A 26,950-nucleotide genomic window follows, 5' to 3' on the forward strand; every position below is an offset into this window, starting at 1 on the left:
AACCCGTTATAGGGTTCGAGCATGACACTTTTATCCCCCTCTTCGATTTTGACTTTTTGTTTGATGCGGATAAATTCTTTGGGTGCATTTTGTTCTTCGATTCCGGCAGACTGAATTAAAAATACAAAAGGACCCGCGCTGCCGTCCATGATGGGTAATTCAGGTGAGGTTAGATCAACATATAAATTGTCAACGCCAACGCCAGCTAATGCCGACAATAAATGTTCGACCGTGGCAACACGCACATCCCCTTTCGTTAAACACGTCGATAAACTGGTATCACCAATGTAATTAACCTGAGCTGGAATTTGAACCACCGGGTCTAAATCGGTCCGGCAAAAAATAATGCCGGTGTTGGGGGGAGCGGGACGCAATATTAGATAAACTTTTTCTCCAGTGTGAACGCCAACACCCGTAGCTCTCACGACATTTTTTAGAGTTCTCTGTTTAATCATTGTGTTATCAGTCCCTTACTGGAAAAACAGGAAGCGGATTTTAGCACATCCTTGTTAGTAACGGTTAATATATTTTAGCGTTAATCATCTTTACTGAATTCCCCCGCTGAGGAACTCAGCTGCCCGGCATAACCGATGCTTTCAGTCATTGAATGACAGCTCAATCTTCTTCCTGGCGACGTAAAAACGCGGGAATATCTAAATATTCAAAATCCCGGTCGCGTTGCTCTTCGAGATCTACCGTGCGTTTAGACGGCTCTTGATTTCGCATATAAGTCGGCCGATCCAATTGATGATAATCCAATGTGCCATCGTTTTTTGTGTTTTTTATAGGTTTTAAGGGAACACCGGCGCCGCTACCGGCGTGCGAACCCAATCCGGTCACCACCACCGTTACGCGCAGTTCATCGCTCATATCGGGATCGATAACGGTACCGATGACGACCGTCGCTGTTTCAGAAGCAAATGCCTTCACAGCCTCACCAACCTGCTCGAATTCGCCAATCGATAAATCCATCCCAGCAGTGATATTGACTAACACGCCTCGAGCACCCGTGAAATCAACGTCTTCTAACAGAGGACTTGCGATAGCAGCTTCCGCGGCTTCACGAGCTCTATTTTCGCCGCTGCTAACGCCAGTTCCCATCATAGCCATCCCCATTTCTGACATAACAGTGCGTACATCGGCAAAATCGACGTTTATCAATCCAGGACGAGTAATTAAATCGGCAATCCCTTGAACGGCGCCTAATAAGACATTGTTCGCTGCTTTAAAAGCATTTAAAAGGGTTATGTTTTTGCCCAGCACATTCAGTAATTTATTATTCGGGATGGTAATTAATGAATCCACATAGTTACCTAGCGCCTTGATCCCTTCTTCCGCCACATTCATCCGTTTTTTACCTTCAAATACGAATGGCTTCGTCACAACAGCGACTGTCAAAATACCCAATTCTTTGGCTACTTCCGCAAAAATCGGTGCAGCGCCAGTTCCCGTACCACCTCCCATCCCCGCGGTTAGGAAAACCATGTCTGTTCCTTCGAGAATTTCACGAATGCAATCGCCTGCCTCTTCAGCCGCTTGACGACCGACACTTGGATCAGCACCCGCCCCAAGACCTTTGGTGATTTCATCACCGAGCTGTAAAACGACTCGTGCCTTAGACCGCCCTAAGGCTTGAGAATCTGTATTCGCACAAACAAACTCTACACCATCGATATTCTCAGCGATCATATGCTCGATAGCGTTTCCCCCACCACCACCGATACCGATGACTTTTATTTGGGCATTTTTCGGTGAAGTTTCACCCAATTCAAACATGTTATTGCCTCCTAATACCAATCAAAAATTTCCTTGGAACCAACTTTTCATCCGTTGCCATAAGCTCATGCCATGTTGCAAATCAAAAACAGGCCGATTATTGAGCTGACTTTGATAGCCATGAATGAGTAATCCCACTGCCGTAGCATAAATAGGATTGTCACGAACATCGGCCAAACCGTTGACATACTGAGGCAACCCTAACCGCACCGGCATTTGGAAAATGCGCTCAGCCAATTCAATACAAGCAGTTATATGTGAAGCGCCACCCGTCAGCACAATGCCGGCAGCAATTAAATCTTCAAATCCACTACGACGTAATTCGGCCAGAACAAGCTCAAATAATTCTTCATAACGCGATGCAACCACTTGAGCCAATGCCCGTTTTTGCACTTGTTTAGACAGGCGCTTAGTCACGCTAGGGACTTGAATGGCTTCTTCAGGGTTGACCTCCTCTGGCAATACGGAGGCGTATTTAATTTTGATTTGTTCAGCATATTGAGTCGGCGTACGTAGGGCTACCGCTACGTCATTTGTGACGTGATCGCCGGCGATGGGAATGACGTGGGTATGGCGGATGGCTCCTTCAGTAAAGATAGCAATGTCCGTTGTCCCTCCTCCTATGTCCACCATGCAGACACCCAATTCTTTTTCATCGTCTGTTAAAACGGCATGGCTGGAGGCCAATTGCTCTAATACAATATCGCCCACTTGCAGTCCGCAACGGCGGACACACTTGTTAATATTTTGAGCGGCGCTTACCGCACCAGTCACAATATGCACCTTGGCTTCCAAGCGTACGCCCGACATGCCGACCGGCTCCCGAACGCCTTCTTGATTATCGATGATAAATTCTTGTGGCAGAATATGCAGTATTTTTTGATCGGCGGGAATGGCCACTGCTTTAGCGGCGTCAATAACACGCTCCACATCCGATTGGTTCACTTCGCAGTCGCGAATGGCCACAATCCCATGAGAATTTAGGCTGCGAATATGGCTGCCAGCAATCCCAGTATAAGCAGAATGAATATCACATCCTGCCATTAATTCCGCTTCTTCAACCGCTCTCTGAATCGATTGGACTGTTGATTCAATATTAACCACAACACCGCGCTTTAAACCGCGTGACGGATGCGTGCCAAAACCAATAACTTGAATCTGGTTATCTTGGGCAACTTCTCCGACAAGAACCGCGATTTTACTCGTACCGATATCTAAGGCAACAATGAGATTTTTATCTGGATTTTTCGGCATAGCCGCCAAAATCTCCCTGTGAAAACACTGACATTGACTATCATTAGTATAAGCGATATACTTCAAAATCACTATTAAAAAATGAATGTTGTTTCATGTAATTAGTCAGGTTTCCATGGATATTTACAGTATATTTCTTAATACCAGTTAATCATATTTAAATATTAAAGTAGTTTAAGAGCTTAGATGGAAAAATTATTTAAAAAAATTATTCGAGGTTAACACGATTTTCGAAAAAAATACGCAACCGGCAATAATTCAAGAATGTGGTCTAGGCGATTTATTTTTTGTCCGAAATGTGGACAACATTGTTCTGCCTTACAAAGCCGACGGAAATCACCATGGCATGAGCGCGACGCTCGAATTTGGCATTTGCTGTTTAAATAAAACACCTTATCATTTTTGAGACACAGTCAGTGCAGCGGCATAAACGCTTTTCTCAACAGTAAAAACTTAAAATAAAACGATTTCATCACCCGTTGGGTTCTCTAATTAAAACAAATTCTTCAATGGTTCAAGATGCTAATCAATTTACTAAAGAGGCTTTAACGCACTCTTATCAAAATTTCCTAACCTTTCCTTGGATTAAAGAACGCATTCAACAAAGAAAATTGTCTATCCATTTATAGTTTTTCGATATTAAAAAAGAGGAGATCTTTGCTTATTCATTTAAAAATAAAAAATATCAGAAAATTAATTCTTCCATTGAATAGCCAACCCATTCGAATATCGAAGATCAACATATTCAACTCGATTAATATTTTCGCCAATAATTTTAGGGTAAAGATGCACGAATTGTTTAAATCGCTGATCAATGTTTTTATCACCTAAAAAAATTTGAGCATGCCCATTTAAAATCAAAGACCAAGCGCCCCGTTTTGTTAATGATAAAGCCGTAACGACGGCGTGAAAAGGGATGAGCAACTGACTAAATTGTTGAAACTGGTTTAATACATTTTCTTCGCTATTATTAGGACCACTGAGTTGTGGAATATTTTGAGGAATGGTTGCAAGCGGCGGGGAAAAAATTTCACCCTTTTGTGTGATTAATTCATTTTGATTCCAGCGGGCAATCGGTCGCTGTTCTTCTACCTGAATTTCTAATTCATTTGGCCATATTCGTCGCACCGACATATTGTGCACCCATGGCAAAGACATTAATGCTGTTTGCAACGTCGAGGCGTTAAAAGAAAAAAAACCGCCCTGAATGTGATGGACAACAATGTCTTTTAATTCAACCATTTTAATATGATCACTACTCACTGTAATTTTAATTTGGCGAAAAGGCAGTGTCTTTGGATTATGCAAAGTTATAATTCCCGCTAAAAGGCTTACAAAAGAAAGCAACACTAATGCAGTCGGAATTAATTTTTTTATATTTTTTAAATTTCGGTGGGTTTTTCTTTTTGCATTATACCTCTTCATCAGGATCGTCCAATAATATGCACTTCTTTAACAAGTTGAATGTCATGGATTTGACTAACGTGCTGAGCCACATAATGGATTAAAGCTTCAATATTAGCAGCACTGGCATTACCTTTATTTAAAATAAAATTAGCGTGTTTTTCTGAAACTTCAGCGTTTCCAATGGATTTTCCCTTTAAACCAGCCGATTCAATTAACCGTGCGGCGTAATCACCCGGCGGGTTACGGAATACAGATCCACAGCTATATTTTCCGATAGGCTGCGATAGATTGCGTTTTTTAAGTAGCATATTAATAGCAGTTTTTACTTTCTCCGGATCACCGCGATTAAAACAAAAATAACCAGCAATAAAAAATTGATTTTCTAATCCTTCCACTTGACGGTAGTGAATTTTAAATTCACCCGGCGTACGCTTTAATATTTCACCCTGATGACTCATGGTTTCCACACCAATTACATTGCACCACGTTTCACTGCCGAAAGCGCCCGCATTCATCGCTAAAGCACCGCCGACAGTTCCCGGAATGCCGGCGAAAAAAGCGCCGTCCTCTAAGCCTTGGCTCACACAAAATTTTGCTAATTTAGCGCAAGTGATGCCGGCTTCTGCTCGGATGATGGTTTTTCCATTCCCAGATAAAAAATCCTGTATTCCGCTTTGCTCTTCGAAAACTAATTGACTATTAACGACAGAGAGTTCTTTCAGTCGGTTTAATGTTAGAATAACGGCTCCTTTAATTCCACCGTCTCGAATTAATACATTACTCCCTAAACCAAGCCAGGTTAACGGTTCATCGGAAGGCAATTGGGTCAGAAAATCTTGTAAATCAGATAAATCGCCCGGACGATAAAATCGTTCTGCTTTTCCGCCCACGTGCCAAGAAGTGTAACGCGCTAATGGGTGATCATAAAATAATTCGCCACGCAAACGAGTAAAATTCTCTTTATCCATGAGCCTACACCAAGGCAGTGACGACACTGCCTATATTTCCGGCCCCTTGTAAAATAATAATGTCATTGGGTTGGCTTAATTTTTGCAATGTTTCAGGCAAATTTTGCAGCAACGGAACAAAAGTTGTTTTTTGCGCCATCCCATTGTGCATCATTTTAATTAGCGCCATTCCATCAGCATCAGGAATTGGCATTTCGCCAGCACTATAAACTTCAAGCAAAATTAACCAATCAGTTTCTGCTAAAACAGCAACGAATTCCGTCATTAAATCCCGAGTGCGGCTGTAACGGTGTGGCTGAAATACCAATACCATTCGCCGTTCTGGCCACGCGGCCCGTGCTGCGGCTAAAGTAACTTTAATCTCGTTGGGGTGATGGCCATAATCCTCAATAATTAACGCATTTCCCTTAGGCAAAATCATTTCGCCACGAATAGTAAATCGACGATCCACCCCAGGAAAGCCTGCCAATGATTTAAGTAATGCAGTTTCATTCATTTGAACCACATCAGCGATTGCCGCTACTGCCGTCGCATTTAAAGCATTATGCTGCCCGGGCATACTTAATTTAATGTTTAAAGGCAGCTTACGGTAAGGGGAATGGATTTGAAAATGGCTTTGGATACCTTGTTGACAGTAATCAACTACACGATACTGGGCATCGGAAGAAAAACCATAGGTGATTACACGGCGAGACAACACCGGTGCTATTTCGCGAAGTATAAGATCATCCAAACACAAAACCACAAGGCCATCTCCTGCTGTTTGTTCTAAGAATTGTATGTACGTTTGTTTTAAACGATTAAAATCGCCATCATATGTACTTAAGTGATCCGCATCGATATTAGTCACAACGGCAACATCGGGATGCATAAATAAAAACGAAGCATCACTTTCATCCGCTTCAGCAATAAAATAATGGCCATTACCAACCCGTGCTGGCGTTTGAGAATTGTTTAATACACCCCCAACCATAAACGTAGGGTCTAAATTCGCTTCAATGAACGCATGGCTTAACATCGCCGACGTGGTAGTTTTTCCATGGGCGCCGGCAACGGCAATGGATTGATACTCTTTCATTAAGTTAGCGAGCATTTGGCCGCGTTTTAGAAGCGGTATTTTCGCTTTCTTTGCTACAATCAATTCAGGATTTGTCGACCCGATGGCACTCGAGTAAACAGCACAATCCGCCTGAGTGATGGCCATATCTTTGTGATTAAATATAATTTCAGCGCCTAATCGTTGTAATCGTTCGGTATTCTTATTGGGAGAAACATCCGATCCTGTCACACGACAGCCTTTTTTTAATAAAATTTCGGCGAGCGCACTGACACCAATACCGCCGATCCCTAAACAGTGAACATGATTAATAATTTTTTTATCGAGCTGCATAAAATTTCTTACATTGAGCAATGACACACTGAACGGCTTCGGGCTTTGCTAATTTTCGCGCATTTTCGGCCATTGTTAACAGCCGGTCGCGATTCTGCGCAAATTGTTCAAAGAAGCGCACCAAATCCGTTTCGGTTAATAATCCCTCTGAAATAATAATAGCAGCTCCTGCTTGTTCCAAAAAGTGGGCGTTATGGAATTGATGGTTATCCACGGCATGAGGGTAAGGGATAAAAATACTCGCCACCCCAACTGAGGCAATTTCGCAAACAGTCAAAGCGCCTGCCCGGCAAACAACTAAGTCAGCCCAACTATAGGCACCTGCCATGCCACTAATAAAATTATCGACCTTAGCTTCTATCTTTATCTTTTTATACTCTTTCTGGATGAATTCAAAATCTCGTTCTCCGGTTTGATGCCAGACAGAAATTTCTTCAGAGCAGGGATAACTATTCAATGCGGCCAGCATTTTTTGATTAATAGACTGAGCCCCTTGACTGCCGCCTAAAACTAAAATACGTAACGGCCCGCGACGACCGGCCAAACGAACTTGCGGCAATGGCATCTTAACCAGTTCCGCACGAACCGGATTGCCCGTTGTAACTACTTTACGATTTTGAGGGAATGTTTCGGGAAAACCTTGCAAGATAGATTTAGCCATTTTCGCCAATACGCGATTCGTTAGACCGGGAATCGAGTTTTGTTCATGAATGATTAAAGGTGTGCGTGTTATCCAAGCCGCTAGGCCCCCAGGACCCGCCACATAACCGCCCATACCTAAGATGAGATCGGGTTTAAACTGACGAATAATTCGGTAAGCTTGAAAAACCGCCCTTACTAAACGCAAAGGCATAAGAAGCTGTTGCAGCCCTCTTTTCCGACGAAAAGCTTTAATTTGAATGATGTGCAAAGGAAAGCTATCAGGAACGAGCTTTTCTTCAAGCCCCCCTTTCACACCCAGCCATTGGACGTCAAACTCCTGTTCACGCAACCCTCGTGCTACCACGAGTGCCGGAAAAATATGGCCGCCCGTGCCGCCGGCTATAATTAATATTCGATTCATAACAGGATGATAGCACTCTCGGGCCTTGAGGGTAAGGACTAAACAGCTGCTAAGATTTTTTATCTCAGAAGGAATAAATGCGCTGTATTTTTCTCTTCTATAATCTTTTCCAATGTTTTGTCATGTAAAGCCCACATGTCCTTTTTAAAAAATGTGACTTTTTCTCCTTTTAGAAAATTTAAAACTTTATCGACGGCATTAATTTTGTCGGTTTTAGATATCCCAATTTAACAAAAAAGTATTCCATCTAATTAGAAACTCTGTTTTTTCAGTAGGTTTTTAGTTTTTCTTCTAACGCTATTTTTGATATTTTTTCATGTAATTTCTGTTTATTTATAAAGACTCGATTGTAATGAATTACATATTTCAAAGCTTCAGCTAAGGATTCATAATCACCCTATAATAACTTGTCAATTGTTAAATACGCTAATTCATGTAAGCCTGCCTCTTGAAGCTCTTCTAAAAAAACTCTAATATGAAAGGGAACAATAAACTCATATAAACCATAACTGCCCATAAAATAAATCGAGTTAAACAAAAAATATTGGATAATTTTTAAAAATCTCTTTCCCATCGGAGGAGAAGCTTTTAATTGCCCAATTCTCCCGAAAATTACTAAAATCGTTTAATTCAATAAATATCCTTTGAGGAAACTGGCTTTAGAGTCGAAGGTGGATGTTCTGGGAGCGGTCTTTTTGCGGCGGTCTACTTAAGACCATCACGTTATCATAGAATCATAGAAAGAAACTGGATGTATTAAACATAATATCCCAGGTACGTATAGGTGACATCTTCTTGGGATTGATCGCGCGATTAATCCGCCCTCTGTACTCCTCCGAATAAAGCCTAGCTTCGTAGAGTCCTTCTAATGAAAGGATGGGATAATGGTTAATTATTTTTTCTTGGAAGTCAGCAATAACGGTGGCAATGCTATAGGACCTCGAAAAATAAACATATTTATTAAACTTCATAAGGCCTTCACGTTAGCGCTCATTAAAATATTCGGCCGTCTCATCTGAAACAGAAATTAATTTAATGGCAATCGTAGTTTCGTAATGCATTCCATTCCACCCACATTCATAGGAATCATTGATATCTTTCTTGATTGCTAAGCTGGATTCTAAAAATGGCAAGTCATCACGTTCTGAAAATTTATCTGCCAGTTCTTTATCCACTACTCACGCGTAATAAGTTATCCGGCTTTTTTAGATAATCAGTAAACCCTTCTAGTATAGAAATGACAGGATGGCTAGATAAAAATTGTAAACTGTTGAGTGCTAAATGGGACTCAAAATAACAGCGAACCGGAGAGTTAGAAATTTCTTTAGGAGAAAAATTAATAGGAAATTCCTTAAGACTCTCTGCTCTTTTAAAAAGGTTATTTAATTTGAATTTATTTTCAGAACGAAGATAAATTTTAATCAATTTTACTTGTCTTTGAACGTCATTTTTTTATATTCATCAATTAGCATTAAAAATATCTGAGTGGGTGTAATAGATAATATTTTTCAGTACCTGCAAACGAAAAAATAAATACTCCTTGTGTATTATAAGTTTAATTCTCAGTTTCATAAGAAATCCGCAAGATAACACCGATCGCCAAGCAATTCATTAACAAACTGCTACCACCATAACTGATAAAAGGCAGCGTTAATCCTTTGGTTGGCAAAACGCCAGCCGTAATGCTGATATTGATAATCACTTGTAATCCTAACCAGAGTGCAATTCCATAAGCAAGATAAGCAGAATAAAGCTGATTACTATTTTCAGCACGTCGGCCAATTAAAATAATACGACCGATTAATAAAACAAATAAACTCATCAACAAAATTTCTCCGATTAATCCTAACTCTTCAGAAAGCACAGCAAAAAGAAAATCCGTGTGTGCTTCGGGCAAATAAAACAATTTTTGCACACTATTTCCCAAACCAACGCCGAAAAGTCCACCACGTCCAAAAGCAATGAGTGATTGCGTTAATTGATAGCCAGACCCAAATTGATGTGCCCATGGATTGAGGAAACTCGTTAATCGTTGTAAACGGTAAGGAGACAATATAGCTAATAAAATTAAGGAACCCGCGACTAAAATCAATAACACACAAAAGGGCCATAACCGTACTCCCGCTAAAAATAGCAATCCCAGGCAAGTCATTGTAATCACTACCGCGGCACCAAAATCGGGTTCTAACAGTAACAGACCTGATAAAATTCCCACGAGCAACATGGGCTTTAAAAAGCCTTTCAATTCTTTTTGCACTTCACTTTGATAACGCTGCAAAAAACTAGCGAGGTATAGAATAGTTATAAATTTTACGACTTCAGAAACTTGTAAAGAGACAAACCACAGTTGAATCCACCGCCGACTACCGTTGACAGTTTTTCCAATGACAGGGGCCAAAATCAGTATTAATAATAAAAAACCCACCAAGAACAAATAACCGCTATATGTTTTCCAAACTTTAATAGGAAAACGACTCGCCACCCACGCAAGCGCTAAACCTAAGCTTAAATAAATGAGATGGCGAATAAAATAATGAAAAGGATACCCAAACTGACGATCAGAAATCACCATCGAAGCAGAAGCAACCATTAATAACCCTAACCCCAATAACGACAAAGTACAGATGACAATCCAAGCATCGTATGACCAAAAAATAGTTGATTTTTTTCGCATTAAAGTGCTTCCACTGTTTCTATAAAAACATCACCACGGTGTTCGTAGTTGGCAAACATATCAAAACTCGCGCAAGCGGGGGACAATAAAATAATATCGCCGGCTTTGGCTGCTTGAGTGGATTGTTTGACTGCTTCTCTCATTGAATCAGCGTGTTTAATAAGGGTTATTTCTTTTAAGGTTTCTTCTAACAGCGGGGCATCCTCACCGATTAAAATCACTTTTTTAACGTAACGTTTAATGACGTCTTTTAGCAGAGAAAAATCGGCGCCCTTACCTTGTCCGCCAGCGATAAGGATTAATTGCCCTTTTACCGCTTTCCCTAAGCTTTCAATGGCAGCGAGGGTAGCACCAACGTTTGTGCCTTTTGAATCATTATAATAATCAATTTCCTTATACTTGCGTACCCATTGACAGCGGTGGCGGATGCCAGAAAATTCACGTAATATATGAAGCATATTTTCTATTGGAATTTTAGCTGCTGTTCCCAATGCTAATGCAGCAAGTGCATTTTGGAGATGATGACGAGTGTTTAATTTTAATTCTTGGACGGGCATTAAAATCTTACCCCGATAAACAATAGACATTTTTTGATTATGTTCTGCCAACGAAAAATCAGCAGCGTTATTTAACCCGAAAGACAAAGGTTTTTTATTAAACGGAAGATGGCGCCAAATTTCTGGTTCGTCGGTGTTCACAATGGGAATAAAACAATCAGTATAAATGCGTTGCTTAGCTCGGAGATAATCTTGCAAAGTCGCATATCGATTCATATGGTCTTCACTAATATTTAATATGGTTGCCGCTTGAGATCGTAAAGAAAAAGTCGTTTCAAGTTGGAAGCTCGATAATTCCAGTACGTAATAACCCGGCTCAGCTGTAATTTGTTCTAAGACCGGCTCTCCAATATTACCGCAAACTGAAACGTTTCGGCCGGCGGCTTTCATCATTAATCCCACTACCGTCGCCACGGTGGTTTTTCCATTGGAGCCAGTAATAGCAATAATTGGTTTATTCACATTACGTGCGAATAATTCAATATCGCTAATAATCGATTTTCCTTGGGCTGCTTGTTTGGCAATTGACGGCTCTTGCAGCGAAACGCCGGGACTTAAAATAATTTCTTTCGCTTTTTTCAACAATTTTTCCGAAAATTGGCCGCGGATCAATTCGACACAAGGGTAAGTTTTGATGAAATTTTCCCACTCTGGGGGTTCTTCACGACTGTCCATCACCACAAACGGCTGGTTCTTTTCTGCTAAAAACTGCGCACAAGATAATCCCGTTTTACCTAAACCAACGATAACCATTAATGATTCGCTACTCATAAGCGTGGTCTGTTTTCCAATGGGAAATTAAAATGATTGATAGGATTATAGGAACTAAATTGGAAGAGAACAACAAGTTGTAAAAAGGGTGTGTAAGGCTGGTGCTCTATATTACCAACCAAGACCACCCTCTCTACCCTCTCACGCAAGGGGGAGTAGACAAATTACTAAATCAAAAAAGAGTTTGGATCAAATTTCTCTTCGTCAGTATTTGTTTTAGATTTTTTGGCGTCCCTCTTCTCCAAAGAATCATCGAATTTCTGTTCCTGAGCATCAAAAAAACAGGGAGAGTAGGAGCAGCATAGCGGTTATTTTTCTTCAAGGCACTGCTACTGGACAGCATGGACGTCCAGTCTAGGCTACTTTTTTAGGGGGTAAAGCCTATTTCGTATCCTCTTGATCCAGGCATACATCAACATCGATTCCAGAGAAAAACCCAAGCGAGGCATCATAAGAGGTATTCATTTTTTCCTTTAACTCCCCTAAATTCATTTCTTCTATTTCTAACGTTTTTAGCTGCCACACTGTTTGAAGAACTTCCAAGGATGTTATGACAGTCAGTATATATTTCAGACCGTAATCGGATTAGAAATTGCATAAAAGATCGATGTTCGTCAACAAATGACTTCTACTCCTTTGTAGGCGTCGCGTTTAACCAGTCTTATCAAATTAATTTAATTGATGTGGTTGATCTGGCTGATTTTTGAAGTTCGTCCATTATCATTTTAAAATTATCTGAAATACCTTCCTTAATCGTTTTATAGACATCAGACGTAATAATAATTTTTTCATTTTCTCGTGTTTTTTTAAAAGTAGATAGCATATTGATTGGCGAGATAAGGAGACGTCGATAATTGGTTTTTAAAATTAAATCAAATCCATGCTGAATGGCCATTTGTTCGGCTTTACGAATTTTTGTGCCGAATGAAAAGAGTGTAAGTTTAATTCCTTGATGACTTTTTTGGTCGTATTCATCAAATATTTTTAATTGCTTTAATACACTATCCGCAAAAGATGCTACGTTAAAATACAGAAGACTATCAGTTTTGCTTTAGCTCGCTACCTTATTTCTCATCAAATTTTCTCGCTTATGAAATCATTTTTTAGATAGTTGCTCTTCTTGAGCTTGATCTGACTTCTCTTTTTGCTCCTGACATTGGAAAAATTGTAAGGCGAATAGCCTGCGCTGGATATGCTTTTGCATTCTTAAAAGAGCTTTTGACTGCTTCCATTACTCCCTTCAATTTATCCTGCGAATTATTTCCAATAATCGGGCATCAGGCGTTGCTTGTTTCTCTTTAATAAAGATTGGCTCCGAGAATGACTTCGACGATTCTAGATATTAGAGCTGCTTGAACTACTTGAACTGCTAGGATGACTGCTGAATTGACAACTACTAAACTGTACTCTTCTCTATTCAGGTAGGCATAAACATTCCTTTTATTAAAAAGGTCAGGACTGACTGTACAAAAATATGCATCTGACTCTTAAAAAGATTAGTAAAAGTAATCCCTTCTATTTCGAGTAGCGGAGGCTCGTTTTTTATTTTGGCAATTTCTATAATTTTTATTACCACATGCTTAATACACTGGCGATTGACGAAAAAAGTTCTGAAAAAAACAAAAAGCCTCTTCTTTTGGTTTAAATAATTACTGAAATATTCATCCATGACCGTGAATGATAATCTTAAATGCATGATTGAAGAGTTTTTAAAATTAACCCCATCTTTTATTAAATTCATTTTAGTATCGATAATCCCAGAAATTACATCCTTCATCTTCAATTTGTACCGCCACCGCAGCTCCATATATTGGTTTAACGAATTGTTATTCATTTCCATGAGTGAAATAAAGAAGCACTTACACCCCTGATTTTGTATTATCGCAAAAGTGTGCTCAATTACTCTCTTTTCTATTGCTAATTTCTCTCATCATTCTTCTCTAAATACGTAATCTAGAAAATTTAACCTAAGTGTGCCAGATGGAGGTTAAATTAACCTTAATGCGAAGAGATATTTTTCCAAGGCTTTAGGAGTGGAATAATTTTTTGATTTTAAAATATTTTTTAACGCACCTTCCAGAAAGCGGGCTTGCTTTTTTCACCATTATCTGAGTTTTAGCGTTGCCAAGCCGCATAAGACGAGGATAAAAGTGATGATCCAAAATCTTACGATGACTTTGGGTTCGGGCCAGCCTTTGAGTTCAAAATGGTGATGCAGGGGAGCCATTCGGAAAATGCGTTTGCCGCCAGATAATTTAAAATAACCCACTTGGAGAATGACAGATAACGTCTCGGCAACGAAGATACCGCCTATTAAGAAATAAACCAATTCTTCTCTCACGACGACGGAAATGACACCCAACGCTGCACCCAATCCCAAAGAACCGACATCGCCCATAAATACTTGAGCGGGATACGTATTATACCAAAGAAATCCTAGTCCCGCCCCCATCAAGGCACTGCAAAAAACCACGACTTCACCCGCTCCGGGAATGTAAGGAATTGCCAAATATTGGGCAAAGAAATGATTACCCGTTGTATAAGCAAAAACACCCAAAGCGGCGCCAATCATCACCGTCGGCATGAGTGCCAAACCATCCAATCCATCGGTTAAATTCACGGCATTGCTGCTGCCCACGATAACAAAATACGCCAGCACAATATAAAACAATCCTAAATTCGGCAGTACATTTTTCAAAAAAGGAATAACCAATGCTGTCTCCGTACCGGCCGTGGCAGAGAAATATAAATAAACCGCCACTAAAACGCCAATAATGGATTCCAATAAATATTTTGAGCGAGCCGACAGGCCTTTGCTATTTTTTCTAATGATCTTTCGATAGTCATCCATGCAACCAATGGCGCTGAAAGCCACTATTGCCAATAAAATTACCCATATAAAACGATTCGACAAATCACCCCACAAAAGTACACTAATTACAATCGCAACAATAATTAGCACGCCACCCATCGTAGGGGTCCCCGATTTTTTTAAATGCGTTTGGGGACCATCGTTTCGGACCATTTGCCCGACTTGCAAGGAAACTAAATATTTAATTAAACCCGGGCTCAAAGATAAAACGAAAATTAAAGCCGTTAAAGCGCTAACAATTGATCGGAAAATCAGATAATTAAAAACACGAAAAGCATGAAAATGCTGGCTTAAAAAATTGGTCAGCCATAGAAGCATTGAATTATTTCTCTAATAAAGCGTTGGCAATGTTGACCATTCTCATAGAAAGCGACCCTTTAACTAATACAACGACACTGGCATTGAGATCGTTTTTTAACGCAGTTAATAATTTTTCTTGATTATTAAAATGATGGGCATTTTTACCAAAGGCGTTGGCGCTGTGTTTGGTTAAAGTGCCATAGCAATACAGTTGTTTCACGCCTGCTTCAAAAGCGCGTTTTCCGATTTCTTGGTGAAATTGTTCAGCACCTTCGCCTAACTCCAACATATCACCCAATACAAAAACGGAATGCCCGGGTCGTTTTGCCAACACCGCAATAGCGGCGGATACTGAGAGGGGGTTGGCGTTATAGCTATCATCAATAATGATCGCGTCGCCATAACCTTTTTGTTCGACGAGTCGCCTTTTAACAGCAACCACGCTTTCCAATCCTGCTTTGATGGCGTCCGTGGACAATTGTTGAGCATAGGCCGCCGCGGCCGCCGCAAGTGCGTTAGCAACATTATGTACACCAATTAAGGGCAATTGAATTTCGAATTGCCCAGTTGGCAAAACGAGTTGGAACGCGGGTCGTCCATCTGAATTTAGAGTGATATTTTTAGCCATGACATCCGCCGGCTGGTTTATTCCAAAGCCAATAACCCGTCTCGAATCGGCTAAACGTCGCCAAAATTCAGCAAAATGATCGTCGTTATTAATAACCGCGGTTCCATCCGATGACAATCCTTCAAAAATTTCACCTTTGGCTTTAGCCACACCTTCGAGGCTGTGAAAACCTTCCAAATGGACGGGTCCAGCGTTGGTAATAATGGCTACAGAGGGTTTGGCGAGCCCTGTCAAATAAGTAATTTCACCCGGATGATTAGCGCCCAGCTCGAGCACAGCGTAATGGTGATCAGGACGCAATCGTAATAACATTAACGGCACACCAATATTATTGTTAAAACTTTTTTCGCTCGCCAATACATTGCTGCATTGACGAAAGACACTCGCCAAGAGCGCACGTGTTGTCGTCTTGCCACAGCTACCCGTCACTACAATTGCCGGAATGGAGATTTGCTCACGTTGATAACGAGCTAATCGCCCCAAGGCTTCTAAGGTATCACTGACACAAATCAGGGGCAAAGTGGTTTTTACTACCCGATTCACAACGGCTCCCACAGCGCCTCGTTCTTCCGCTTTAGCAATAAAATCATTCGCATCAAAATTGGGGCCACGCAAAGCAATAAAAAGGCTATTGGGTTGAACCGTTCGAGTGTCCGTACTCACGCTCTCAAACACCGTATCTTCCCCTTTCAAATCGGCATTAACAATTTTTGCGGCTTCAGATAATCTCATCATAACGCTTTTTTAGCTTCCTCGACGTCATTAAAAGGCAGCACCTGATCTCCCATGGTCTGCGTAGTTTCGTGCCCTTTGCCAGCAATCAGAACGATATCATTAACCGCCGCCATTTGCACGGCATAGCGAATCGCTTCGGCACGATCCAATTTTACAAGCACTGCATTTTTATTTTTAAAACCCACTTGTATATTTTGAATAATGGTTAAAGGCGATTCCGTACGTGGATTATCGTTCGTTAAAATAATTTGATCGGCATGTTGCTCAGCAACGGCAGCCATTTGTGGTCGTTTTCCGTGGTCACGATCACCCCCACAACCAAAAACACAAATTAATTGGCCCTGACAATGTTCGCGTAAAGTGGTTAACGCTTTTTCCAGTGCATCAGGAGTATGGGCGTAATCGACAATAATCTGGGGTTGACGCTGACTGTCCACCACCTGCATGCGCCCAGGTACGTTACGCAATTGAGATAATTCAGGCAGCGCTTTGTCGAAGGGAATTTCACACAGACACAACACGCTTAAAACCGCTAACAAATTGCTGATATTAAACCGGCCGAGCAAAGTCGTGGTGAAAGTGCCTTCCCCCCAAGGAGTTTGAACCTCCACCGAAAATCCTTGTGCTAAAGGTTGAATAACGCTGGCAATCACGGAAGAAACCCGGTCGTCTTTCACTCCGTTAGCGGAATAACCCACTAAAGTTAATTGATGATGATAATGAGCGATGATGCGTTTTCCTAAAGCGTCATCACAATTCACTACACCAGCATGCAATCCCGGCTGCTGGAACAATAATTCTTTCGCACGCGCGTAATTTTCTATGTCACCGTGGTAATCTAAATGGTCGCGCGATAATTGGGTAAATACAGCGATGTCAAACTGCACGCCTTCCACCCGCCGCTGATGCAGCGCGTGCGAGGAAACTTCCATTGCAATTGCTTTTACACCTTGTTTTCGCATTTCAGCAAAGGCTTGTTGCAATTGGATGGGTTCGGGGGTGGTGTGAGAGGTTTTGTGTAAATTCCCCAAAAAGCCGTAACCCAAGGTTCCTATAACGCCACAACGGATTCCTTGAGATTGCAAGGCTTGCGTAATGAATTGGGCGCAGGAAGTTTTCCCATTGGTGCCCGTGATACCGATGATTTCCATTTCGCGTGAGGGATCGTCATAAAATCGGGCGGCAATTTCGCCAATACGATGTTGCAAATCTTCAAAGGGAATTAAGGGGACTTTGGTTTTAATCGAAGGATTATATTGATTAGCCTCATAAAACACGGCCGCCGCTTTTTTATCCAGCGCTTCTTTAATATAAGCCCGCCCATCCACCTCCAATCCTGGGTAAGCGATAAAAAGATCACCGAGTTGTATTTTCCGGCTGTCTGCTTGAAGGGCTTTGATTAATACATCGGCCGTTAGCGCCTTATTTTTAGCGTCTAATAACTGACTCAGGTATTTTCCATTCATCTAAAGGATTATACCTGCTTAGTTCGATAGCAAAAGCTAATGACGAAAATCTATTTTTGCTAGTAGAACAGCTCGGGCAAATCTTCTCCCTGCGTCGGCAACGACTTCTCCTTTTCTTCCGGTTGGCAACAGCGTTTCCAAATGGAATAATCCGTCCCTCCTGCAAATGCAAACCCACCCACAATAGTATTAGCCTATCAAAAAGCCGGGAGCGCTCACTGGCACTACTAGCATTAATACGCAGCAGGCAACGGCCACACCACAATCGCCATCCAGTATGCTCTCCCGTAAAAAATAGCCCATATAATCAACACAATTATTAGCCGTACATTCCGGTCTCCTTTGTTTTTATAAAGTCTTAAAAACCCCTAATAACCTTACCAATCATCTTTTTGGTAAGTGCTTTACAGAAGTCGAAAAATAACTGGAAAGAAACCCCAATGACGGAATATTACAAAAATTTATCGCTACTTTTTCTGGCTACCAAGGAGAAAACATTATTTTATTTTTAAAAAAAGCAATTATTCTTCGTTGCTAGAGGCGCATCCTGCTTTTGCTTGCATTAAAAACGGTTTTTTATTATTAGAGCGATAAACAAGTTTATAAAGTGGCGCGCGTTATGGAGGTAGGAGAGCAAATAAAACTGGCTATGCACTATATCAGTCTTTATGGCGACCTCAATGATAAAACGCGAGGATGGCACGCTTTCATTTATGACACACATCCCCAGATTGAAACATTACTAAGCGGTCAAGGGTATGGATTTTCTTTTTTTCTCAAAATCAAAATGCCATTATCCACGTTCATGATAAATTTTTTAGTTACTTAATTACTCTGCCTCGAAAAACGCTGCGTTTGATGGCTCGTGAATTTTGCGATTGTATGGCTGAATACAGGGGAAGACTGAATGACAGTGCTGATAATTCATTGAGGGCGTCGGTTTAAACGTCTACGAATTATTCGGTGGCACATCTAATATGCGCAAAGCGCCACTCATGACTTTTGAAAATAAAGGAGCGGCTACAATTCCGCCAAAATGCTGACCTTGCGGATTGCGAATTACGACGGCGGCAACTAAGCGTGGATTATTCGCTGGCGCAATACCGACGAATGAAGCTACGTAGTGGTATTTGAAATAACCATTCGGTCCGGCAATATAAGCAGTCCCTGTTTTTCCTGCCACGCTATAACCATAGACTTGTGCACGCGTACCCGTTCCTCCCTTTTGAACAACGGTTTCAAGCATTTTTATTACGGTTTTTGCGACGTTTTCTGGCAAAACCTGAACGCCTTGCGTGGACTTGTTTACTTTAACAAACGTAACCGGTTTTCTTATACCGCCGGCGGCTAAAACTGCGTAACCTTGAGCGAGTTGCAACGTAGTTACCGCAAGACCGTATCCATAAGCCAAAGTGGCAACGACGCTCGGAACCCATGTTTTATAAGGGATCAAAGCACCGTTAGATTCACCAGGGAATCCGCTCGTGGTTCTTTCGCCAAAACCAAATGCGTGTAATAAAGCATAATAATGCTGAGGGGTCAACAATAACAAAATCTTAGCTGCGGCGATATTACTTGATTTTTTCAGTAATTGCGTCAGCGTGACAACACCGTAATTTAAATCATCGTGAATGCGATAACCGCCGATTTTCATCCATCCGGGGTTGGCATCAATTTGGGTATCAGGTTTGTATCGGCCACTTTCCAAAGCGAGCGCGATCGTGAAGGGCTTATTGACGGATCCTGGTTCAAACATATCCGTCACCGCTCGGTTACGATACCGTCCGTCGTGATCGCTCGGGCGGTTATTTGGATTGTAACTCGGCTCGTTTACCATCGCTAAAATTTCACCTGTTTTTACATCAAGCATGACTACAGAACCCGATTGTGCGTGATAAGTGGAAACCGTTTCCTCCAACGCTTTATAAGCCAAATATTGAATTCGATGATCTATACTTAAATTTAAATCATGTCCTTGGGCGGGTTTTTTCAACACGGCCACATCAGCAATCACATAGCCTAGACGGTCTTTTAACACTTCCATTTTACCCGGCGTTCCCCCAAGCCATCGATTATAGGCGAGCTCTAGCCCTTCTTGTCCTTGATCGTCGATATTCGTCAATCCAACCACATGAGCAGTCACTTCACCTTCTGGATAATACCGCCGATATTCACGCTGAAAAAAAACTCCCGAAATATTTAGCTCACGAATTTGTTTTGCTACGAAAGGAGGATTACCGCGCTTTAAATAAACGAACTGACGATCCCCCGTTTTTTTGGCACGCTTTTCAATAAATGAAAGAGGGAGATGTAAAAGGTGAGCAAGCTGTTTTAATTGAATCGGCGTCGCTTGAAATAATTGCGGATTTATCCACACGGAATCCACCGGCGTACTAATAGCTAACGGTACCCCCAATCGGTCGGTAATCATACCGCGATAGGCCGGAATATTGACGACACGAAGAATTCTCGCCTTACTTTGTCTTAGTAGAAAAGATCGATCCAGGACGTTTAAGTCGATTAATCGCCATAATAATCCGGCCACTGCGACACTCAGTAAAAACCATAATGCGTAAAATCGCCAAGCACGTTGCACAGGGTTACTCAATTATCGCATCGGCATTAACTAAAATGACCTCCTTTGCACTCGGCAATTGCATTCCTAATTGCTGCTTAGCGATTCGTTGAACCCGGGATTGGGTTGACCACGTAGTTTGTTCTAATAACAATTTTTCCCATTGAATAAGCTCTTCAGCTTTTTCACGCTGCAGGGTTTGATATTGAATGAACAAACGGCGGTTTAAGTCCTTAAAATAAACCACACCAAAAGCAGAGCACAACAATGCGATGACCAGCGCCACAATCACCACTCCTTCTTTAGTTACCTGGAAGCTGCGGTTCCGCGTCCTCACATTTTGTACGACGATGACACGAGCTGTTGTGTTCATGTGAGTTTCTCCATGATGCGTAGGCGAGCGCTACGCGCCCGCGGGTTTTTTTTAATTTCGGCCTCTGTTGGTCTTATCAGAGAACCGAGTGGTTTTAATCGGTACTTTATATCTTTTGCCAAAACCGGGATCCCACGCGGCAAATGATTGCCCGACTCTTTTTGAATAAACTGTTTAACGAGACGGTCTTCCAGCGAGTGAAAACTAATCACGCACAATCGACCGCCGATTACCAACGCTTCCAAACACTGCGGTAAACATTCGCGCAATTCATCCAATTCTCGATTGATAAAAATCCGAATAGCTTGGAAAGTTCGCGTTGCTGGGTGTTTTCTAATCTCTCGCTGAGGATAAGCTTTTATGAGAATGTCGCTTAATTCTTTCGTTCGGGTAATGGGCTTTTCTTCGCGCGCCTTAACAATCGCTTTGGCAATGCGCTTAGCAAAGCGTTCTTCGCCATAATTCCATAGCACGCGACGAATCTCTTCCATTGCGGCCTGATTAATCCAACTAGCTGCATCCGTACTTTGTTTCGGATTCATTCGCATATCCAATGGCCCATCCTTTGAAAAGCTAAATCCACGTTTAGCATCCTCGAATTGGGGTGACGAAACCCCGATATCCAGCAATATTCCATTCACTTTTCCTTCCCATTCGTGATCCCTGATAGTTTTTTGCAGCTTCGCAAACGTTTCATGGATGATGCTGAATCGAATATCCTCAAAAAGGGCTTTATTTGCAACGGCAACAGCATCTGGGTCTTTATCCATCGCCATCAAGCGGCCGTTTGGCCCCAACCGCTGTAATATCCCAAAGCTATGCCCTCCTCTTCCAAATGTTCCATCGACATAAATTCCATCCGATCGAATCGCAAGCCCTTTCATCACTTCATCAAATAAAACCGGTTTATGTGCCTCCATCGCTATTACAATGAAAGAGATCTTAACTCTGGCGGCAAATCATCTTCTTTCAGAAGCTGTTCCGCCAGCCAATCTTCGCGAGCCGTCTCCCATTGGGACTTGCCCCATAATTCAAATTTTTTGCCTTGCCCTACCAGTATCGCCATTGACCCCAAGCCCGCATATTCTCGTAATACCGGCGGAACTAAAATTCGACCACTGCGATCTAACTCCACTTCTGTAGCGTGACCAATTAACAACCGCTGAATCCGACGGCTTCCAGGATGGTAACTCGGTAAGCTTTCCAATTTTTGCTCAATTTGTTCCCAGTGTGGGTGGGTGTAAATTAAAAGGCAACGCTCTTCGGTATCAATGGTAACTACTAAGATAGCGTCCGCTTCGCTTTGGATCGGTTCGCGATAGCGTGCCGGTATGGCGATTCGCCCTTTGGCATCAACTGCGATGAGATTTAACCCTCGAAACATCTGAAATTCCCCACATTTTTCTATATTATACCACTTTTTGACACAAACAGTCTAACTATATACTATTGTTGAAAAACAAGAGGAAATCCATTCCAAACTCCCATCGTTCCAGCGCAGTCACCTAGCCATCAACTTAAGCATAAACCCCTAATGACTGTAAAGTTGATGCTTCTCTTTCGCCTTGTTCCTTTCAAAGCTCCTTGATACAAGGGGCCTCTATCATTACCCACCCGTGGTGAAGCGTGAAAAACTTAAACCCCGTCGCCCTCCGCGGGGCATCTGCTGTATTATTGAAGCATACAAAACCTTCACGGCGGAGTCAGGAGGAGACCTAAAAGACTAGGGGCTAAGAAAAACACCGATGGTGCTTTTCTTAGCCTTTTAGCCGGGACTCCCCCATGGACGGACGGAGTGACAAAGCCAAAATTAAAATGGCTGCAACTTATTACAGACTGTAAGTCATCGCGCTTTTTGCCAGTCACGCGGACTTTTTCGCCTTGGATAGCAACTTGAACTTTGAGTTTTTGCTCTTTGATGAGTTTTATGATCTTTTTGGCGGTGATTTGATGGATGCCCTCAAACAACATCACAATTTGTTGAGCGCTTTTATGCTGGATGATCGGATCTTCTAATTTCATATGCGCGACGTCGATATGACGTTTAGCAAATTTGTTTTGCAAAATATCAATACATCTGCTTAATCTGAAAATCGCTTTCCGTTTGTAAAATAATGCTGTTTCCTTCGTATTTATACGTGGCACCAGATCCTTTAAAATCAAAGCAGGTTCTGACCTCCCGATTAGCTCGATCCACAGCATTATTCACTTCGTGTTTGTTCAATTCAGACTGAATGTCAAATGACGGGGCATGGCTTCACTCCATTGGGTAATTGAAAGTAGGATTTTAGCCCTAACTAGGTTTCTCAAAAACATTAAGGTACCTTAAAAACCTCAAGAACGAGTGTCATTTCTCTTTTCCTTGTGAGAAATTTGAAGGCAATACAAAAGTGCGTGATCCAAAGCCCATCTACTATATTCACCACTTCTAAAGCTAAACCTGTTTACTCTAAATCGAAGGAAGAGGAGCGTTCTTCTCCAGCTCTAAGGAGCTAGAACAATAGGGAAGTATTTCTAAACTTCCCTATTTCATTCCTCCCAATTCAAAATTACTTTACCTGTTTTACCCGATATCATTACATTAAATCCTTGTTGAAAATCCTTCATCGGAAACTCATGTGTGATGATGGGTGAAATGTCTAACCCACTTAGTAATAAATTAGTCATTTTATACCACGTCTCAAACATACGGCGTCCATAAATTCCTTTTATCAATAAGCTTTTGAAAACGACTTGACTCCAATCAATTGCAAACGGTTCCGCTGGGATACCCAAAAAGGCGATTTTTCCGCCATTATTCATTACCGTTAGCATGCTCCGAAAAGCCTCAGCGTTTCCTGACATTTCAAGACCGACTTCAAAACCCTCTATCATCCTAAGATTTTCCATCGTCTCCGTTAAGGGGATTTTTTTCGAGTTAACGGCAGCGCTTACGCCCACTTTTTCAGCTAAGGCTAAGCGGTAATCATTGACATCCGTTATCACTACATGCCGCGCACCGACGTGGCGCGCAATGGCCGCTGACATCAATCCGACGGGACCTGCACCGGTAATTAATACATCTTCACCCACTAAATCAAACTCCAACGTAGAATGTGCAGCGTTGCCAAAAGGATCTAAAATGGCAGCAATATTATCGCTAATTTTAGTCGGAATTTTATACACATTTTTAGCGGGGATAACTAGATATTCCGCAAACGCGCCAGGACGATTTACACCAACGCCAACGGTGTAGCGACATAAATGGCGCTTACCGGCGCGGCAATTACGACAATCCCCACACGTGATGTGCCCTTCCCCTGAAACCCGATCTCCAACCACCAACCCACTAGCGGCCTCGCCTACCTCTACGATTTCACCAACAAATTCATGCCCCACGTGCATGGGGACAGGAATGATTTTTTGCGCCCATTCATCCCATTTATAAATATGCAAATCCGTGCCGCAAATGGCGGTTTTTTTAATTTTAATTAACACTTCATTCCGGCCGGGTTTAGGCTTTGGCACCTCGTGAAGCCAGAGGCCAGGGGCTGCTTTTAGTTTGGAAAGTACTTTCATAAGTTTTTTAGACCCATCCCCGCAAATGGAAAAGGGAGTTTAAATAGCTCCTAATTTCTTACCCACCTGCCCAAACGCTTCAATCGCTCGATCCAATTGTTGTTGCGTATGAATCACTGATATTTGAACACGGATACGAGCTTTACCCATTGGAACAACTGGATATGAAAACCCAACCACATAAATCCCTTCCCGCAATAATTGATCTGCCATATTCATTGCCAATTGAGCATCTCCAAACATCACCGGAATAATAGGATGATTGCCCGGCACCAATTGGAAGCCTAATTTTTCCATGCCGGCACGAAAATAGCGACTCTTTTCTTGTAATTTTTTGCGTAATTGCGGGCCTTCGGTTTTTAATAATTCGAGAACTTTTAGCGAAGTCGCAACAATGATGGGCGCGACCGTGTTTGAAAATAAATACGGCCGTGAACGGTTACGCAGCCACTCAATAATTTCTTTATGCCCCGAGGTGTAACCACCGGATGCGCCCCCTAATGCTTTACCTAAAGTTCCGGTAAGAATATCCATGCGATCAGCAACGCCACAATATTCTGGTGTGCCTCGGCCGTTTTCACCGATAAATCCAACCGCGTGTGAATCATCCACCATGACTAAAGCGTTATATTTATCGGCTAAATCACAAATTGATTTTAAATCAGCGATGATGCCATCCATCGAAAAAACGCCATCCGTTGCAATTAATTTAAATCGAGCGCCTTTTTCATCGGCTTTTTTTAATTTCGCTTCCAAATCATCCATGATGTTATTTTTATAGCGATACCGTTTTGCTTTACATAACCGAATACCATCGATAATACTCGCGTGATTCAATTCATCGCTAATGATAGCGTCTTCAGGGCCTAATAAGGTTTCAAATAAACCACCATTCGCATCAAAACAACAGGAATAAAGAATGGTATCGTCGGCACCCAAAAATTCGCTGATATTTTTTTCGAGTTCTTTATGAATGGCTTGTGTCCCACAAATAAAGCGCACTGATGCCATACCAAATCCATACTGTTCAACGGCTGTTTGTGCGGCTTTAATTAACGCTGGATGACCAGCTAATCCTAAATAATTATTAGCGCAAAAATTAAGAACTTTTTTCTCACCTACTTTAATTTCTGCGTTCTGATATGAGGTGATAATTCGTTCGGATTTGTAAAGGCCCGCTTTTTTCAATCCTTCGATTTTTTTGTTTAATTGGAACAATATTTCCTGCATTCTGATCTCCAAAAATTTTAATAAAAGGACTCGCTTTCTAGTCTCTTCGAAGCAGAGCTATTCCCCTTACCTTGGGAAGTGGGTTTTAAAAACTAATGCTGAGGTTCTTTTCCCTCCCCTAGCCTCTTGCGCAAGCTGGAGAAGAATTGTGGAAGGGGCAGTGTTGCTTTTAATTGATTTTTTACTTGATTTGACCTCGATATTTTTCTTCGCGCTTATAATTTTAATTTTGGAGAGCCAGCCGATAAGCCGGGTTCTGTCATGAACAGTCATCTATCTGGGATACATGTCACCATGTACCTCAAGCAGCCTACCCGAATCCACTGTGTGGGCCACATAATCAGGATTCCTATTTGGCCTTGCTCCGAGTGGGGTTTACCATCGCCGTTAATGTTACCACCAACGCGGTGTGCTCTTACCACACCATTTCACCCTTACTACCTGACAGCAGCGGTGTTCTTTCTGTTGCACTTTCCGTAGGCTCGCGCCTCCCAGGGATTACCTGGCACTCTGCCCGATGGAGCCCGGACTTTCCTCTCAACTGACGTTGAGCGACTGTTTAGCTGGCTCGGAGGAACATTATACAGGTCTGGATTTCGGATTTCACATTGTATTTCATTATTTCCATGCGGGAATTACAGCGTCGCCGAATATTTTCTTAGCCGCGCTTAAAACTTCTGGTGAATGTAATGCCAAGATTAATTGTTTTAAACGTGGGTCATTTTATCATCTTCTCGGACAGCCACGATATTGGCATAAGACGAGTCTGGGCCTTCGTTGAATAATACGTCGCGGCGAGGACGATAAGCCGGCAGGGATGGCGTAGTTAGTATTGATGGCGGCAAGATCGACATCCCCTAGCGAACGAGATAGCTGGGCTGCGTCGAGCTCCACAATTTTCAGCTTTTTTGGACTACTCGCGATATCCATTGAGGTGGCGTTAATAGTAACGTGAGGCTTTAGTTGAATTAATTGGGCCTCCTCTAATAACAGGAGGGCACGTGCTTCGTTGCTAGGGTCGCTTGGGATGGCAATTTTGCGCCTGTGTTTCTTCGATGGAAACGATTTTATAACCACGCACTTCAATTTGGACTTTAATAAATAAAGAAGTAAACATATTCGCATCGATACTGCCATCCGCTAGCGCTTCATTCGGGGTGTTATAATCCGAAAAAGTGATGATATTGACGTGCAATCCGTAACGCTGTAAAAGCAACTTGTTTAGCCACTTCCATCAATTGTGTTTCGGGCCCGGTGATAGTGCCCGCACGAACTTCATTTTTTGCTTTTCTTTGATGACAAGCCGTTAATCCAACAATCATTAACCCTGAAATTAAAAGTCTCATTAATTTT

General features: G+C 41.9%; 24 protein-coding genes, 1 other RNA gene and 3 pseudogenes. 1 reads left to right on the top strand and 27 read right to left on the bottom strand.

Annotated features, from left to right (window positions below):
- The 3 genes from lpxC to ftsA all read right to left on the bottom strand — a co-directional run.
- The coding region (gene lpxC / locus FIV31_RS01075) for a UDP-3-O-acyl-N-acetylglucosamine deacetylase (protein WP_280123505.1) at positions 1-455 on the bottom strand (455 nt) is incomplete at its 3' end.
- A gap of 160 nt (positions 456-615) precedes the next feature.
- Positions 616-1,776, bottom strand: coding sequence for a cell division protein FtsZ (ftsZ, locus tag FIV31_RS01080; protein WP_280123506.1), 1,161 nt, complete (start codon positions 1,774-1,776; stop codon positions 616-618).
- Positions 1,777-1,797: 21 nt separating this feature from the next.
- Positions 1,798-3,039, bottom strand: coding sequence for a cell division protein FtsA (ftsA, locus tag FIV31_RS01085; RefSeq protein WP_280123507.1), 1,242 nt, complete (start codon positions 3,037-3,039; stop codon positions 1,798-1,800).
- Between the two features lie 177 nt (positions 3,040-3,216).
- Here ftsA and FIV31_RS01090 point away from each other — a divergent pair.
- A pseudogene (locus FIV31_RS01090) lies at positions 3,217-3,743 on the top strand (carbonic anhydrase).
- Here FIV31_RS01090 and FIV31_RS01095 read toward each other — a convergent pair.
- The 24 genes and pseudogenes from FIV31_RS01095 to FIV31_RS01220 all read right to left on the bottom strand — a co-directional run bounded on the left by FIV31_RS01095 (position 3,724) and on the right by FIV31_RS01220 (position 26,943).
- Positions 3,724-4,455 (bottom strand): cell division protein FtsQ/DivIB, encoded by a 732-nt coding sequence (locus FIV31_RS01095; protein ID WP_280123508.1) that lies wholly within the window; start codon positions 4,453-4,455, stop codon positions 3,724-3,726. The pseudogene FIV31_RS01090 and the gene FIV31_RS01095 sit on opposite strands and share 20 nt — an antisense overlap.
- Complete coding sequence (murB, locus tag FIV31_RS01100; protein ID WP_280123509.1) at positions 4,455-5,405, bottom strand: UDP-N-acetylmuramate dehydrogenase; 951 nt, start codon at positions 5,403-5,405, stop codon at positions 4,455-4,457. The genes FIV31_RS01095 and murB overlap by 1 nt, the downstream gene beginning before the upstream one ends.
- Before the next feature lie 4 nt (positions 5,406-5,409).
- Complete coding sequence (murC, locus tag FIV31_RS01105) at positions 5,410-6,795, bottom strand: UDP-N-acetylmuramate--L-alanine ligase (protein WP_280123510.1); 1,386 nt, start codon at positions 6,793-6,795, stop codon at positions 5,410-5,412.
- Positions 6,782-7,858: an undecaprenyldiphospho-muramoylpentapeptide beta-N-acetylglucosaminyltransferase gene (gene murG / locus FIV31_RS01110; RefSeq protein WP_280123511.1), complete on the bottom strand. Its 1,077-nt coding sequence runs from the start codon at positions 7,856-7,858 to the stop codon at positions 6,782-6,784. Before murG ends, murC begins: the two co-directional genes overlap by 14 nt.
- Before the next feature lie 983 nt (positions 7,859-8,841).
- Positions 8,842-9,033: a hypothetical protein gene (locus tag FIV31_RS01115; RefSeq protein WP_280123512.1), complete on the bottom strand. Its 192-nt coding sequence runs from the start codon at positions 9,031-9,033 to the stop codon at positions 8,842-8,844.
- Complete coding sequence (locus FIV31_RS01120; RefSeq protein WP_280123513.1) at positions 9,026-9,283, bottom strand: hypothetical protein; 258 nt, start codon at positions 9,281-9,283, stop codon at positions 9,026-9,028. The genes FIV31_RS01115 and FIV31_RS01120 overlap by 8 nt, the downstream gene beginning before the upstream one ends.
- 130 nt (positions 9,284-9,413) lie before the next feature.
- Positions 9,414-10,532: a putative lipid II flippase FtsW gene (gene ftsW, locus FIV31_RS01125; RefSeq protein WP_280123514.1), complete on the bottom strand. Its 1,119-nt coding sequence runs from the start codon at positions 10,530-10,532 to the stop codon at positions 9,414-9,416.
- On the bottom strand, positions 10,532-11,860 hold the full coding sequence (gene murD, locus FIV31_RS01130; RefSeq protein WP_280123515.1) for a UDP-N-acetylmuramoyl-L-alanine--D-glutamate ligase: 1,329 nt from the start codon (positions 11,858-11,860) through the stop codon (positions 10,532-10,534). Before murD ends, ftsW begins: the two co-directional genes overlap by 1 nt.
- Before the next feature lie 381 nt (positions 11,861-12,241).
- Positions 12,242-12,403 (bottom strand): hypothetical protein, encoded by a 162-nt coding sequence (locus tag FIV31_RS01135; protein WP_280123516.1) that lies wholly within the window; start codon positions 12,401-12,403, stop codon positions 12,242-12,244.
- Between the two features lie 121 nt (positions 12,404-12,524).
- Positions 12,525-12,755 carry a hypothetical protein gene (locus FIV31_RS01140; protein ID WP_280123517.1) on the bottom strand — a complete coding sequence of 77 codons (231 nt, stop codon included), beginning with the start codon at positions 12,753-12,755 and terminating at the stop codon, positions 12,525-12,527.
- Positions 12,756-13,277: 522 nt separating this feature from the next.
- Positions 13,278-13,637, bottom strand: a complete 360-nt coding sequence (locus FIV31_RS01145; RefSeq protein WP_280123518.1) for a hypothetical protein — start codon at positions 13,635-13,637, stop codon at positions 13,278-13,280.
- 327 nt (positions 13,638-13,964) lie between these two features.
- Complete coding sequence (gene mraY / locus FIV31_RS01150) at positions 13,965-15,050, bottom strand: phospho-N-acetylmuramoyl-pentapeptide-transferase (RefSeq protein ID WP_280123519.1); 1,086 nt, start codon at positions 15,048-15,050, stop codon at positions 13,965-13,967.
- Between the two features lie 4 nt (positions 15,051-15,054).
- Entirely contained in the window at positions 15,055-16,395 is a 1,341-nt protein-coding gene (locus FIV31_RS01155; RefSeq protein WP_280123520.1) for a UDP-N-acetylmuramoyl-tripeptide--D-alanyl-D-alanine ligase, read from the bottom strand.
- A complete protein-coding gene (locus FIV31_RS01160) occupies positions 16,392-17,861 on the bottom strand; it encodes a UDP-N-acetylmuramoyl-L-alanyl-D-glutamate--2,6-diaminopimelate ligase (RefSeq protein ID WP_280123521.1) in 1,470 nt (489 codons plus the stop codon). Before FIV31_RS01160 ends, FIV31_RS01155 begins: the two co-directional genes overlap by 4 nt.
- A 59-nt stretch (positions 17,862-17,920) precedes the next feature.
- Complete coding sequence (locus FIV31_RS01165) at positions 17,921-18,043, bottom strand: hypothetical protein (protein WP_280123522.1); 123 nt, start codon at positions 18,041-18,043, stop codon at positions 17,921-17,923.
- A 767-nt stretch (positions 18,044-18,810) separates the two neighbouring features.
- A complete protein-coding gene (locus tag FIV31_RS01170) occupies positions 18,811-20,469 on the bottom strand; it encodes a peptidoglycan D,D-transpeptidase FtsI family protein (protein WP_280123523.1) in 1,659 nt (552 codons plus the stop codon).
- Positions 20,462-20,809 carry a cell division protein FtsL gene (ftsL, locus tag FIV31_RS01175; protein WP_280123524.1) on the bottom strand — a complete coding sequence of 116 codons (348 nt, stop codon included), beginning with the start codon at positions 20,807-20,809 and terminating at the stop codon, positions 20,462-20,464. Before ftsL ends, FIV31_RS01170 begins: the two co-directional genes overlap by 8 nt.
- Positions 20,806-21,729: a 16S rRNA (cytosine(1402)-N(4))-methyltransferase RsmH gene (gene rsmH / locus FIV31_RS01180; RefSeq protein WP_280123525.1), complete on the bottom strand. Its 924-nt coding sequence runs from the start codon at positions 21,727-21,729 to the stop codon at positions 20,806-20,808. The genes ftsL and rsmH overlap by 4 nt, the downstream gene beginning before the upstream one ends.
- 5 nt (positions 21,730-21,734) lie before the next feature.
- Positions 21,735-22,217: a division/cell wall cluster transcriptional repressor MraZ gene (gene mraZ, locus FIV31_RS01185; protein ID WP_280123542.1), complete on the bottom strand. Its 483-nt coding sequence runs from the start codon at positions 22,215-22,217 to the stop codon at positions 21,735-21,737.
- A 419-nt stretch (positions 22,218-22,636) separates the two neighbouring features.
- Positions 22,637-23,045: pseudogene (locus FIV31_RS01195) on the bottom strand (YajQ family cyclic di-GMP-binding protein); the annotation flags it as partial.
- Positions 23,046-23,338: 293 nt separating this feature from the next.
- Positions 23,339-24,367: an L-threonine 3-dehydrogenase gene (tdh, locus tag FIV31_RS01205; protein ID WP_280123526.1), complete on the bottom strand. Its 1,029-nt coding sequence runs from the start codon at positions 24,365-24,367 to the stop codon at positions 23,339-23,341.
- Positions 24,368-24,406: 39 nt separating this feature from the next.
- Positions 24,407-25,597, bottom strand: coding sequence for a glycine C-acetyltransferase (locus FIV31_RS01210; RefSeq protein ID WP_280123527.1), 1,191 nt, complete (start codon positions 25,595-25,597; stop codon positions 24,407-24,409).
- A gap of 229 nt (positions 25,598-25,826) precedes the next feature.
- Positions 25,827-26,168: RNase P RNA component class A (gene rnpB / locus FIV31_RS01215), an RNA gene on the bottom strand.
- 47 nt (positions 26,169-26,215) lie between these two features.
- Positions 26,216-26,943 (bottom strand): annotated as a pseudogene (locus FIV31_RS01220) (MetQ/NlpA family ABC transporter substrate-binding protein).
- Positions 26,944-26,950 lie beyond the last annotated feature (7 nt).

The organism is Coxiella endosymbiont of Ornithodoros amblus, assembly GCF_019425495.1.
GTDB lineage: Bacteria > Pseudomonadota > Gammaproteobacteria > Coxiellales > Coxiellaceae > Coxiella.

Coding starts and splice junctions, on each gene's coding strand:
- ftsZ (WP_280123506.1), bottom strand. CDS start 1,776: ATGTTTGAATTGGGTGAAACTTCACCGAAAAATGCCCAAATAAAAGTC.
- murC (WP_280123510.1), bottom strand. CDS start 6,795: ATGCAGCTCGATAAAAAAATTATTAATCATGTTCACTGTTTAGGGATC.
- murG (WP_280123511.1), bottom strand. CDS start 7,858: ATGAATCGAATATTAATTATAGCCGGCGGCACGGGCGGCCATATTTTT.
- ftsW (WP_280123514.1), bottom strand. CDS start 10,532: ATGCGAAAAAAATCAACTATTTTTTGGTCATACGATGCTTGGATTGTC.
- FIV31_RS01145 (WP_280123518.1), bottom strand. CDS start 13,637: ATGAAGGATGTAATTTCTGGGATTATCGATACTAAAATGAATTTAATA.
- ftsL (WP_280123524.1), bottom strand. CDS start 20,809: ATGAACACAACAGCTCGTGTCATCGTCGTACAAAATGTGAGGACGCGG.
- FIV31_RS01210 (WP_280123527.1), bottom strand. CDS start 25,597: ATGCAGGAAATATTGTTCCAATTAAACAAAAAAATCGAAGGATTGAAA.
- mraY (WP_280123519.1), bottom strand. CDS start 15,050: ATGCTTCTATGGCTGACCAATTTTTTAAGCCAGCATTTTCATGCTTTT.
- murD (WP_280123515.1), bottom strand. CDS start 11,860: ATGAGTAGCGAATCATTAATGGTTATCGTTGGTTTAGGTAAAACGGGA.
- tdh (WP_280123526.1), bottom strand. CDS start 24,367: ATGAAAGTACTTTCCAAACTAAAAGCAGCCCCTGGCCTCTGGCTTCAC.
- murB (WP_280123509.1), bottom strand. CDS start 5,405: ATGGATAAAGAGAATTTTACTCGTTTGCGTGGCGAATTATTTTATGAT.
- FIV31_RS01140 (WP_280123517.1), bottom strand. CDS start 12,755: ATGGCCATTCAGCATGGATTTGATTTAATTTTAAAAACCAATTATCGA.
- rsmH (WP_280123525.1), bottom strand. CDS start 21,729: ATGGAGGCACATAAACCGGTTTTATTTGATGAAGTGATGAAAGGGCTT.
- FIV31_RS01160 (WP_280123521.1), bottom strand. CDS start 17,861: ATGAATGGAAAATACCTGAGTCAGTTATTAGACGCTAAAAATAAGGCG.
- FIV31_RS01095 (WP_280123508.1), bottom strand. CDS start 4,455: ATGAAGAGGTATAATGCAAAAAGAAAAACCCACCGAAATTTAAAAAAT.
- FIV31_RS01155 (WP_280123520.1), bottom strand. CDS start 16,395: ATGATGAGATTATCTGAAGCCGCAAAAATTGTTAATGCCGATTTGAAA.